The sequence below is a fragment of the Paraburkholderia sp. FW306-02-B genome, from assembly GCF_058782725.1.
This window is the reverse complement of sequence record NZ_JBYSXZ010000001.1, coordinates 1304601-1317193: the sequence shown is the minus strand read 5'-3', so window position 1 is coordinate 1317193 and position 12593 is coordinate 1304601. Positions and strand designations below refer to the sequence as shown.

Here is a 12593-nt window from a genome sequence, read left to right as displayed (position 1 = left end):
ACAAAACAAAAAAAAATCACGCATCCCGCAGCGATTGCAACGCCGGTCGCGTTAGCACATGCCGCAAGCTGAGCCAGCCGCCCACCCCAGCACAAGCAATCCCGGCAGCAATACCCGCCGGCAACAACCACGGATCGAAACTCAGATAAAACTCGAACACGCGGGTAGCCAGCACCCACCCAATCACCTGCGCGCCCACCGCCGCCATCAGCCCCGCCAGCGCGCCCACCGCGACAAACTCGGCAATCTGCACCGCCCGCACCTGGCGATGCGACGCCCCCAGTGCACGCAGCAGCGCGGATTCTCGCATACGCTCATCGCGCGTGCCGGCCAGCGCCGCGTACAACACCAGCACCCCAGCCGCGAGCGTGAACGCAAATAAAAACTGCACCGCGCCGATCACCTGCTGCAACACGCGCTGCACCTGCGCCAGAATCGGACCGGTGTCGATCGCGGTGAGGTTCGGATAAGCTGCGATCAAACCGTCGATAGTCGCCTGCCTCGAAGGCGGCAGATGAAAACTGGTGATGAACGTCGCCGGGAAATCCTGCAAGGCCGCCGGCGGCATCAGCACGAAAAAGTTGACCTTGAACGAGCCCCAGTCGAGCTTGCGCACACTCGTCACGGGCGCGTCGATCTGCAAGCCCGTCACGTCGAAGCGCAGCGTGTCGCCAGGCTTCACGTCGATCAGTTTCGCCAGCCCCTGCTCAATCGAAATCTGCGGCGTTTTCGTGTCGCCATACCACGTACCATCGGAAAGTCGATTGTCCTCGGGCAGCGTCGTCGTGTACGACAGATTGAATTCGCGGTCCACGAGGCGCTTTGCGTCGTCGCCTTTGAACGCGTCCGGATTGACCGGCTTGCCGTTGATCGCGATCAGCCGGCCGCGCACCATCGGCGAGAGCACCGTGCCGGGCACGCCATGCGCGCTCAGATATTGTGTGACGGCTTCGCGTTGATCGGGCTGGATGTCGATGATGAATTCATTCGGCGCATCGGGCGGCGTCGATTTGCGCCAGCCGGCTACCAGGTCGTTGCGCGTCATCGCGATCAGCAACAGGCACATCAAGCCAATGCCGAGCGCGGTAATCTGCAGTGCACTTGCACCGCTGCGCCGCTCAAGCGACGCCAGTGCATACCGCCAGCCGATCCCCGCATTGACGCGCTCGCTGCGCACGAAACGCGAGGCGCCCCACAACGCCAGCCGCGCGATGCACGCGAACACCAGCAAGCCGCCCGCAAAACCACCCGCGACGATACCGCCGAGCTTCAGCTCGCCCGCCGCGACGATCAGCAGCGCGGCGAACAGCACGATGCCAAGGGCGTACGCTGCCCACGCGGTGCGCCCTGCGTCGCCCCATTCGCGGCGCAGTACCCGCACCGGCGGCACGCGCGTCAATGGCAGGAGCGGCGGCAACGCAAAGCCGAGCAACAACACGAGACCCGCTGCAATGCCTTCGAGCGCCGGCCATGCGCTCGGGTACGGCAACACGACATCGATCAGACCGCCGAGCCACGTCAGCAACGCAAGATGTCCCGCATAGCCGAGCGCAACGCCCACTGCCCCGCCGATCAAACCGAGACCGAAGAATTCGAGCGTGAAGAGCGCGCGCAGCGTCGCTTGACTGACGCCGAGGCAGCGCATCGCCGCGCAACTGTCCAGATGCCGGCGCATATAACGATGCGCGGCCATCGCGATCGCTACCGCCGCGAGCAATGCGGTGAGCAGCGAGACGAGCGTGAGAAAGTGGCTCGCACGGTCGAGCGTCTGACGCACTTGCGGCTGGCCGTCCTGCAACGACTCGAGCGCGACGCCGCGCATCTTGCCGCCGTCGACCTTGTCATGCGCAAACTGAGCGAAGCGCGCGACCGACGCATCCGTACCCGCCACCAGCAGCCGATAGGTCACGCGGCTGCCGAACGTGATGAGGCCAGTCGCTTGGACCTCATCGGCGCGCAACATCAAACGCGGCGAGAAATTGACGAACGAGAAGCCGCGATCCAGTTCGCGGGTGATCACCGCGCCGATCGTGAAGTTGCGATTGCCGACCTTTACCGCGTCGCCGACATGCAGCTTCAACGCGTCGAGCAACGCCTGATCGACCCAGGCGATGCCCGGCGGCGGAATCGATTGCGCCGGATGATCCGCCGCGCCAGGCGCGGATGCGATCCGCAACGCGCCGCGCAACGGATAACCCGGCGACACCGCCTTGATGGCGGCGAGGCGCGAGACCGGCTGCGCGCCGGTCGAATTGATCATGCTGGGAAAGATCGCGGTGCTGGCCGTATTCAGACCGAGCGCCGTGGCTTGCTGAGCGAATTGCGGATCGACCGGATGATCGGCGCGCACGATGAAATCGGCGGCGATCATGCGGCGTGCGTCGCGCTCGAGCCCTTGATGCAACCGGTCAGCCAGAAAGCCGACACTCGACAAAGCCGCGACGGCCAGCACCAGCGCCAGCAGCAGCATCGTCAGTTCGCCCGCGCGCCAGTCGCGCGCCGTCATGCGGACGGCCTGGTGCAGCAGGTCAGTGCTGCTAAACCGGCGTCGAGAGCGTGATGCAACACGCGCCGTCGAACCTCGTACCGTATCGCTCAATCGTGCCTGCTCCTGGCCAAACGCGACACCATATGCGTCGCCATCCCGCGGAAACCGCCCTGCACTCCGCGCCAAAGCCTCGGCAACACCCAGCCCGCCAGCATCAGGAAACCCACCATCAACACCAGAAACACGAGCGGCACGAACAGTGCAAGCAGCACGCCGCCGAACACGAGGCTGTCTTCAGCGGTCGAGGTCACGACATTGGACACCGGTTCCGGCGACAGATTGATCAGCGCGCGCGTGCCCGCTTTCGCCAGATGCGCGGTGCCGGCCAGCGTGCCGCCCGCGAGCGCGGCGACGGTCAGGAGCGCCGGATCGGCATGGCCAAGCGCGCCGACGGCCAGCACGGCGCCGGCCGGAATACGGATAAAGGTGTGGATCGCGTCCCACAACGAATCGAAGGCGGGAATCTTGTCGGCAAGGAATTCGGCGACCGTCAGCACAGCGGCAACGCCGATCACCCACGGCGAGGACAGTGCGGACAGCGTGTCGGGGAGATGGATGAAGCCGAGGCGTTCGAGCACGCCGGCCAGCAAGACCGTCAGATAGAGGCGCAGACCGCTGCCCCACGAGAGGCCAGCAGCAAGCGAAAGTGATTCAAGCATGGCCGCCTCCAGGCGCGCTGTGCGTGCCGGGCGCTTCGACGGGCAAGGGAAAGGGAGCCGCCGCACCGAAGTCGTCAGACCCGCGCCAAGCCGGCCGCGCCAAATGGGCCGCGGGCAATTTCAGGTTGGATTCAACTTCATTATAGCCACGTTAATTCGCAGAACGCAGAGCGGCGAACAAATGGCGGCCTCTAAGGGGGCGCGACTCGGGGTGCAAATTAAGCAAGCGCGCACAGGCTCGCGGCAACAGGCCGGCCGACGACAGTTCAATGCCCCGAGGAGAGCTTCAGGCCGATCAATCCGATCACGATCAGCGACGCACTCGCCACTCGCGCGACCGTCAATGCTTCGCCCATCATCACGATGCCGAAAATGAACGCGCCGACCGCACCGATCCCCGTCCACACCGCATAGGCGGTGCCGAGCGGCAGCTGGCGCATGGCCATCGCGAGCAGAACGAAGCTGCCGAGCGCGGTCACGAGCGTGAACACGGACGGCCAGAGCCGGGTGAAACCTTCGGATGTCTTGAGACCGGCTGCCCACGCGACTTCGAGCAAACCGGCAATCAATAGAAGAAACCAGGACACGGGACAACTCCATGGTCAGATGGGGCCGTCCCCGTTCGTAGCGGATGCGCAAGGTCGTCCTTACGATCCGTAATTATACCCAGTGGGGTCCACACGCTCGCTGCGGTGGCCCGTCACAAGGGCGCCTACGGGGCTCAGGACAGCGTCACACCGCTCCGACCAGCCGGTATCCGACGCCCGTTTCGGTGACGATATATTCGGGCTGCGCCGGATCGCGCTCCAGCTTGCCGCGCAGATGCGCCATATAGATGCGCAGATAGTGATGGCTCTCGACATGCGACGGCCCCCATACGTCGCGCAGCAGTTGCCGGTGCGTCAGCACACGGCCGGCGTGGCGCACCAGCGTTGCGAGCAGGCGGTATTCGATCGGGGTCAGATGAACCGGGGCGCCGTCGCGACTCACCTGACGCAAGGCCAGATTGACACTGACCGCGCCGAAACGCACCTGCGGCGATTCGCTGGCGCCGCCGTGGTTGCGCCGCCGCATATGCGCGCGAATCCGCGCCAGCAGTTCGGAGACGCCGAACGGTTTGGTGAGGTAATCGTCCGCGCCGGCGTCGAGCGCGGCGACTTTTTCGGTTTCCTGGGTACGCGCCGACAGCACGATCACTGGCAATTCGCTCCAGCCGCGCAGTTCGCGGATCACGTCCAGACCGTCGGTGTCGGGCAAGCCGAGATCGACGATCACCAGATCGGGCTTGCGCGTCGCGGCTTCCACGAGGCCCTGCTTGCCGCTCTCGGCGTCGTGCACCACGATGCCCTCGCCTTCCAGCGCCGTGCGCACGAAGCGGCGGATCTGCTTTTCGTCCTCGATCAGGACGACGGTGATGCTGGGGTCACTCATGGGTAGGCTTGGAGAGCGGGTTGTGGGGTGAATTGAACTCGAGCGGCGCCGCGGCGGCCTGCTCCCGTTGCAGCGGCGTTTCCGCTGCCTGGGCGTTCGGCTCGCCTGGCGCAGACGTGCCGCCTGCCGCCGACGCCGACGCCGAATCAGCGGGCAACACGTCGATATCGTCGTCTTCCAGCGAGTCAGGCGCAGCGGGCGGCGTTTCCACCGGCAGCGTGAACCAGAAGCGTGCGCCTTCAACGTGACCGTCCGCCTTCATCCGGTTGAGCGCGCCGATTGTACCGCCGTGCGCATCGACGATCGCGCGGCAGATCGCAAGGCCGAGCCCGATGCCCGGCTTAGCCGACTCTTTCTCGCCGCGCGTGAATTTCTCGAACACGCGCGCCTCCATGCCGGCGGGCAGACCCGGTCCGGTATCGTCGACGGTGACGCGCACGAACTGCTTGCCGCCTTCCTCGATCACTTGCGCGCCGATCGTCAACAGCGTATCCGCTGGCGTGTATTTGGCGGCGTTCTCGAACAGGTTCGAGAAGAGCCGCTCCATCAGCACGGCATCGAGGTGCAGCAGCGGCAAATCCGCGGGCAGCTTCACCTGCACCGGATGATTCGCCAGCACGCGCCTGCAGGCACGCAACGCAGCGCCGACCGTTTCTTCGAGCAGCGTCCATTGCCGGTTCAATTGCAAGCTGCCCGCCTGCAAGCGCGCCATGTCGAGCAGATTCGTGACGATGCCGGTCATGCGCAACGCCTCTTCATGAATCGCTTCCACCAGATCGTCACCGGGTTGTGCGTCAGGGTGTGCTTCACGCGACTGCGCGAGCATCGACGAAAAGCCGACGATCGTCGTCAACGGTGTGCGCAAGTCGTGCGAGATCGCCGACAGCAGCGAATTGCGCAGGCGCTCCGACTCCATATTGACCAGCGCGTCGCGCGCGATCTCGACGTAGTGCACGCGCTCCAACGCCAGCGCGATCTGCGCAGCGAACGCATCGAGCATCCGTTGCTGTTCGGGTACGTCGAGTTCGCGCTCGTCGCGCATCACGACCGCGAGCACGCCGCGCGTACGCATCGGCGCCTTGAGCGGCAGATAGAGCGCAGCGGCGGCGGGTAGCGTATCGGTGCCGTGCCCAGCCGGTTTCTGCTGATCGTAGACCCATTGGCCGACGTCGATATCGAGCATCTCGCCGTCGAGCGTGATCGCCGCGTCGGGGTCTTCGATCTTCTGCTTCACCTGGTCGACGCTGTCCGGCAACAGGATCGCGACCCGTGCGCCGAACACCTCGCTGACGTGCCGGCTGCCGATGCCGACGATCTGTTCGGTCGCGAGCGCCGCAGCCAGTTCGCGCGCCATCGCGTACATCGCGCCGGTGCGTTGTTCGCGGTGCCGCGCGACGCTCGCCTCGCGACGCAAGCTCGAGGTCAGATGGCTGATCACGAGCGAGGTCAGCAACATGCCGAGGAAGGTCAACAGATACTGGGTATCGGACACCGACAGCGACATGCGCGGCGGCACGAAGAAGAAATCGAATGCGGCGACGCTCAGGAACGACAGCACGACACCCGGTCCGCGGCCCAGTTTCACGGCCGTGAAGATCACGCCGAGCAGATACAGCATGACGAGGTTCGTCAGGTCGATATGATCGATCAGTTGACTTGACAGCAGCGTGATGCCCGCGCAAATCGCCAACGCAAAGCTGTAGGCGCGCGGCGGCGAGCGGCGTTCGCGCGCCGCGCTCAACGCCTCGCGCCAGGCGTTCGCAGTGGTGTTCAGCAACGTGCGATGCTCGCCACCATCGCGTTCCGACGACGCGCGGATCAACGTGAGATCGAGGTCGCCCGCGCGTTCGGCGATGCGCTCGCCAAGCGGCCGGCGCAGCCGGCGCATCGCGCCCGTGCGCGACGACGCACCCGCGACCAGCTTCGACACGTTGCGCGCCTGCGCATAGCCGATCAAGGCGGCGACCGCATCGGTGCCGGCGAGCGTCGCCGTTTCCGCGCCGAGTTCGGCGGCGAGCTTCAACGCATTCAGCGTGCGTTCGCGACGCGCGTCGGGCAAACGCTGCAGCGCGGGCGTTTCGACATACACAGCGATCCAGTCGGCTCTCAAACTTGCGGCGAGACGCGCCGCGGCCCGCACCAGCGTCGGCGCTTCCGGGCCGGGGCCGACACACACCAGCAAGCGTTCACGCGCCTGCCAGATACGCTGGATCGACCGGTCCGCGCGATACTCACGCATCTGCGCGTCGACACGATCTGCGGTACGGCGCAGTGCGAGTTCACGCAGCGCAATCAGATTGCCCTTGCGAAAGAAGTTACGCACCGCGCGCTCGGCCTGCTGCGGCAAATACACCTTGCCGTCGCGCATCCGGTCGAGCAGTTCCTCGGCGGGCAGGTCGACCAGCGTCACTTCGTCGGCGCGATCGAACACGCGGTCCGGCACCGTCTCCCAGACGCGAATGCCGGTGATCTGCCCGACCACGTCGTTCAGGCTTTCGAGGTGCTGGACGTTGACCGTCGTATAGACGTCGATGCCCACGTCGAGCAGTTCATAGACGTCCTGCCAGCGCTTCAGATGCCGTGCACCCTGCACGTTCGAATGCGCGAGTTCGTCGACCAGAATCAGCTGCGGCTTGCGGGCGAGCGCGGCGTCGAGATCGAATTCGCCGAGCTTGCGGCCGCGATACTCGATCTGCATGAGCGGCAGCACGTCGAGGCCGTCGAGCAGCGCGGCGGTTTCGTCGCGGCCATGCGTCTCCGCAATGCCGACGACCACGTCCGCGCCTTCATCGAGACGGCGCCGCGCGGCCAGCAACATCGCATAGGTCTTGCCGACGCCGGCCGACGCGCCGAAAAAAATCTTCAGCTTGCCCCGCTGACGTTTCTCTTCGTCGCGTTGCAGTTTGTCGAGCAATTCGTCAGGATCGGGGCGGTTCATGCTCAATGGTTTTCATAGTAAGACGAGCGCCGGTGTGTACATGGTGGCACGGTAGCGGCCGGGCCGCAAATGGCAAAGGCGGCGTCACGCGGACGCCGCCTTTGCGAACACAGCGGTTAACCTTGTTTCATCTGGTCCAGCGCCAGGTTCAGTTGCAGCACATTCACGCGCGCCTCGCCCAGAATGCCGAACTGGCGGCCGCTCGTATAACGCTCGACCAGCGCCTGCACGTCGTTCGGCGCAAGCTTGCGCGCTTTCGCCACGCGCTCGATCTGATATGCAGCAGCAGCCGGACTAATCTCCGGATCGAGACCGCTGCCTGAAGACGTCACCAGATCGACCGGCACTGGCTTCGACATATCCGTGCCGGCGGCCTTCAACGCGTCGATGCGGCCTTTGACTTCATCGGTCAGCGCCGGGTTGGTCGGCCCGAGGTTCGAGCCGCCCGAATTCTGCGGGTTATACGGCATCGGGCTGGTCGCCGACAAACGTCCCCAGAAGTACTGAGGCGCATCGAACTGCTGGCCGATCAGCTTCGAGCCGACCACCTTGCCGTCCTGCTCGAGCATGCTGCCGTTGGCCTGATCGTGGAAGGCCGCCTGGCCGACAGCGGTCATCACTGCGGGGTAGGCAAGTCCGGTAACGGCGGTCAGCACCGCGAAGATCACGATCAACGGACGGAACAGATTTTTCATGATTGGCAATTCCTTTTAATGGCTTCCTGACGCGCGGTTCTCAAACCCAGCCGAACGCGGCCAGCACCATATCGATCAGCTTGATGCCGATGAACGGCACGATGATCCCGCCCAGACCGTAGATCAGCAGATTGCGGCGCAGCAGGATCGCGGCGCCAAGCGCGCGATAACGCACGCCTTTGAGCGCCAGCGGAATCAGCAGCACGATGATCAGCGCATTGAAAATCACCGCCGACATGATCGCGGAAGCCGGCGTCGCCAGATGCATCACGTTCAGCGCGTTCAGTGCCGGATAGGTCGTCGCGAACGCGGCCGGAATGATCGCGAAGTACTTGGCGACGTCGTTGGCAATCGAGAACGTCGTGAGCGAGCCGCGCGTCATCAGCATCTGCTTGCCGATCTCGACGATCTCGATCAGCTTGGTCGGATTCGAATCGAGGTCGACCATGTTGCCGGCTTCCTTCGCCGCCTGCGTGCCGGTGTTCATCGCCACCGCGACGTCGGCCTGCGCGAGCGCCGGGGCGTCGTTGGTGCCGTCGCCGGTCATCGCGACCAGGCGCCCTTCGGCCTGGTGCGCGCGGATCGTTGCAAGCTTGGCTTCCGGCGTGGCTTCGGCGAGGAAATCGTCGACGCCCGCTTCAGCAGCAATCGCCGCTGCCGTCAAACGGTTGTCGCCGGTCACCATGATGGTTTTGATACCCATTTTGCGCAGTTCGGCGAAGCGCTCCTTGATGCCGCCCTTCACGACGTCCTTCAACTCGATCACGCCGAGCACGCGCGCGCCCTGCTCGCTTTTCTCCGCGACCACCAGCGGCGTGCTGCCGCGGCGGGCGACTTCAGTGACCGCATTGCTGACTTCCGTCGGGAAACGGCCGCCATGGGCTTCGACGTAATTCTTCACTGCATCGGCTGCGCCCTTGCGGATCTCGCGGCCCGGCAGATCGACGCCGCTCATCCGCGTTTGCGCGGTGAAGCCGAGGAATTCCGCATGCAGCGACGCCATGTCGCGCTGACGGATATTGAAACGCTGTTTAGCCAGCACGACAATGCTGCGGCCTTCCGGCGTTTCGTCGGCGAGCGACGAAAGCTGTGCGGCATCGGCGAGCGCTTCTTCGGTTAGGCCGGGCGCCGGCACGAAGGTCGAAGCCTGGCGGTTGCCGAGCGTGATCGTGCCGGTCTTGTCGAGCAACAGCACGTCGACGTCGCCGGCTGCTTCCACGGCGCGGCCTGACGTGGCGATCACGTTGGCCTGCATCATCCGGCTCATGCCCGCCACGCCGATCGCCGACAACAGCCCGCCGATGGTGGTCGGAATCAGACACACCAGCAGCGCGACCAGCGCGGTAATCGTGACCACGTGTCCGGCTTTCGCGGCCTCGACGGAGAACATCGAGAACGGCAGCAGCGTGGCGGTAGCCAGCAGCATCACGATCGTCAACGCGACCAGCAGAATCGTCAGCGCGATTTCGTTCGGCGTTTTCTGACGCTTCGCGCCTTCGACCATCGCGATCATGCGGTCGAGGAAGGCCTCGCCCGGATTCGCCGTCACACGCACGACGATCCAGTCCGACAGCACGCGCGTGCCGCCCGTCACCGACGAAAAGTCGCCGCCCGACTCGCGGATCACCGGCGCGGATTCACCCGTGATTGCCGATTCGTCAACCGACGCGACACCGTCGATCACTTCGCCGTCGGCCGGAATCACGTCGCCGGTTTCGACCAGCACGACGTCGCCTTTACGCAGATCGGACGCCGTCAGAATGCGGATCGGCGACTTCGGATGCGGCTCGTTGAGCTTCTTGGCCATCACGTCTTTCTTCGCGCTGCGCAGCGACGCCGCCTGAGCCTTCGAACGGCCTTCGGCAAGCGCTTCCGCGAAGTTCGCGAACAGCACCGTGAACCACAGCCACAACGTGACCGCGAGAATGAAGCCCGCGGGCGCCTCGGCCTGGCCGCCGAGCGCGGCGATCCAGAGAATGGTCGTCAGAATGCTGCCGACGTACACGCAGAACATCACCGGATTACGGAACTGCGTGCGCGGCGTGAGCTTTTTGAAGGAGTCCACGATCGCCGGGCGCAGCAGCGCCGGGTCGAACATGGACCTGGTTGCATTATGTTCAGTCATTGAATCCTCGAATTTCCCGTTATCGCGTGACTTAAGCCTGTTCACTCGTTGGTTCGAACGGGCCGCCTCAGTGGGCGCCCATCATCATCAGATGTTCGACACCAGGACCGAGCGCGAGCGCGGGCACATAAGTCAGCGCACCGACCAGCAGCACCGTGCCGAGCAACAGCACGACGAACAGCGGGCCATGAGTCGGCAGCGTGCCGCCGGTCACGCCGATGCGTTTCTTCGCGGCGAGGGAACCGGCGATCGCCAGCACCGGGATGATCGTGCCGAAGCGGCCGAACCACATCGCGATGGCCGTGAGCCAGTTGTAGAACGGCGTACCCACAGTCAGGCCCGCAAACGCGCTGCCGTTGTTGTTAGCGGCCGAACTGAACGCGTAAAGGATTTCGGAGAAGCCGTGCGCGCCCGGATTGGCAATACCCGCCTTGCCCGCCTCGGTCAGCACCGCGATCGAGGTGCCGACCAGCACCAGCAGCGGCGTGAGCAGCACAACGATCGACACCATCTTCATCTCGTACGCTTCGATCTTCTTGCCGACGTATTCAGGCGTGCGGCCGATCATCAGGCCCGCCACGAACACGGCCAGCAGCGCGAACACGAGCATCCCGTACATACCGGAACCCACACCGCCGAAGATCACTTCGCCGAGTTGCATCAGCAGCATCGGATAGAGGCCGCCGATCGGCGTGAGCGAGTCGTGCGTGTTGGCCACCGCGCCGCACGAAGCCGCCGTGGTCGCCACCGTGAAGATGCCCGACTGTGCGATACCGAAGCGCGTTTCCTTGCCTTCCGCATTACCGCCCGACTGCAACGCATTCGCCGATTGATCGACGTGTAACGCGGTGAACGCCGGATTACCCGCCTGTTCCGCGCCGATCTCGCCGAACACGCACACGCCGAACGCGATCGTCATCGCCGCGAGCACGGCCACGCCCTGCTTGCGGTCCGCGATCATCCGGCCGAACACGAGGGCCAAGGCCGCGGGAATGATCAGGATCGAGAAGATCTGCAGGAAGTTCGAGAACGGCGTCGGGTTTTCGTACGGATGCGCCGAGTTGCCGTTAAAGAAACCGCCACCGTTGGTGCCGAGCATCTTGATCGCTTCCTGCGAGGCGACCGGGCCCATCGCGATGGTCTGCGTCTTCACCGGCGTATCGACCGTCACCGGATTGCCCTTGGCATCCTTCACCGGATTGCCTTGTGCATCGAGCTTCGGTGCGGCATACGTCGTGGTTTGCAGCGTCGGCACGTCCTGATACGACTTGAAGTTCTGGATCACACCCTGGCTCATCAGCAACGCGGCGATGATCGCCGACATCGGCAGCAACACATAGAGCGTCACGCGCGTGAGATCGACCCAGAAGTTGCCGATGGTTTGCGCGGTGTGACGCGCGAAGCCGCGAATCAGCGCGATCACCACCACGATGCCGGTGGCTGCGGAGAAGAAGTTCTGGACGGTGAAGCCGAGCATCTGCGTCAGATAGCCGACAGTCTGTTCAGGGGTGTAATCCTGCCAGTTCGTATTGGTCACGAAACTGACTGCCGTATTGAACGCGCCGTCGACCGTCATCGGGCCGAACTGCTGCGGATTGCCCGGCAACCAGCCTTGCACGCGCAACAGCACGTAAAGGAACAGCGCGCCGAGCGCGTTGAACGCGATCGTGGCGATGGCGTAGTGCTTCCAGCCCATTTCCATCGACGGATCGACGCCCGCGATGCGATACAGCAAACGCTCGATCGGGCCGCCGAAACGGACCACGCGCGCACTGCCGTCCATCACGCTGCTCAAGTAGCGGGACATCGGCACCGCGGCAGCCAGCAGCACGACGATGAAAAGGCCCGCTTGCAGGACATTGTTCGAGTTCATTCAATGTCCTCCGCGCGCAGCAGCGCATAAACGAGGTAAGCGAACAGCAGCGCGGTAGCCGCACCTGATAACCAGAGAATCCAGTTCACGAGCGCGCTCCCTGGCCACGGCGGAACTGCATCAACTTCTCGCAGCCGGCGATCAATGCAAAGGTCAGCGCGAAAAACAGCACCAGCCCCCCGACATACAGCACATCCATTTTTGTTCTCCATACATGGACTTTGGATAGATCGAACGTTATGCCGAACCGCGTAAAGGCCTGGTCAAAGATGTCGGGGCACGTGTAAAAATCGCGTAAACGGAAAAGGCCGTTCCACCGTGAAG

10 protein-coding genes are annotated in these 12593 nt (G+C 64.3%); all 10 read right to left on the bottom strand.

Annotated elements, in window-relative coordinates:
- Positions 1-16 precede the first annotated feature (16 nt).
- The 10 genes from AC3WOG_RS05765 to AC3WOG_RS05720 all read right to left on the bottom strand — a co-directional run bounded on the left by AC3WOG_RS05765 (position 17) and on the right by AC3WOG_RS05720 (position 12468).
- Positions 17-2599 (bottom strand): ABC transporter permease, encoded by a 2583-nt coding sequence (locus AC3WOG_RS05765; RefSeq protein ID WP_492577090.1) that lies wholly within the window; start codon positions 2597-2599, stop codon positions 17-19.
- Positions 2596-3207, bottom strand: coding sequence for a DUF4126 domain-containing protein (locus AC3WOG_RS05760; RefSeq protein WP_492577089.1), 612 nt, complete (start codon positions 3205-3207; stop codon positions 2596-2598). The genes AC3WOG_RS05765 and AC3WOG_RS05760 overlap by 4 nt, the downstream gene beginning before the upstream one ends.
- 266 nt (positions 3208-3473) lie before the next feature.
- Complete coding sequence (gene sugE, locus AC3WOG_RS05755) at positions 3474-3794, bottom strand: quaternary ammonium compound efflux SMR transporter SugE (RefSeq protein WP_492577088.1); 321 nt, start codon at positions 3792-3794, stop codon at positions 3474-3476.
- 145 nt (positions 3795-3939) lie between these two features.
- Positions 3940-4638, bottom strand: a complete 699-nt coding sequence (gene kdpE / locus AC3WOG_RS05750; RefSeq protein WP_492577087.1) for a two-component system response regulator KdpE — start codon at positions 4636-4638, stop codon at positions 3940-3942.
- Positions 4631-7576, bottom strand: a complete 2946-nt coding sequence (locus AC3WOG_RS05745) for a DUF4118 domain-containing protein (protein WP_492577086.1) — start codon at positions 7574-7576, stop codon at positions 4631-4633. The genes kdpE and AC3WOG_RS05745 overlap by 8 nt, the downstream gene beginning before the upstream one ends.
- A gap of 116 nt (positions 7577-7692) precedes the next feature.
- Entirely contained in the window at positions 7693-8271 is a 579-nt protein-coding gene (kdpC, locus tag AC3WOG_RS05740; protein ID WP_492577085.1) for a potassium-transporting ATPase subunit KdpC, read from the bottom strand.
- A 40-nt stretch (positions 8272-8311) separates the two neighbouring features.
- Positions 8312-10396, bottom strand: coding sequence for a potassium-transporting ATPase subunit KdpB (gene kdpB, locus AC3WOG_RS05735; RefSeq protein ID WP_492577084.1), 2085 nt, complete (start codon positions 10394-10396; stop codon positions 8312-8314).
- A 67-nt stretch (positions 10397-10463) separates the two neighbouring features.
- Positions 10464-12269, bottom strand: coding sequence for a potassium-transporting ATPase subunit KdpA (kdpA, locus tag AC3WOG_RS05730; RefSeq protein ID WP_492577083.1), 1806 nt, complete (start codon positions 12267-12269; stop codon positions 10464-10466).
- On the bottom strand, positions 12266-12358 hold the full coding sequence (gene kdpF / locus AC3WOG_RS05725; RefSeq protein ID WP_007583461.1) for a K(+)-transporting ATPase subunit F: 93 nt from the start codon (positions 12356-12358) through the stop codon (positions 12266-12268). Before kdpF ends, kdpA begins: the two co-directional genes overlap by 4 nt.
- Positions 12355-12468 (bottom strand): hypothetical protein, encoded by a 114-nt coding sequence (locus AC3WOG_RS05720; RefSeq protein WP_028196918.1) that lies wholly within the window; start codon positions 12466-12468, stop codon positions 12355-12357. The genes kdpF and AC3WOG_RS05720 overlap by 4 nt, the downstream gene beginning before the upstream one ends.
- Between the last annotated feature and the right edge of the window lie 125 nt (positions 12469-12593).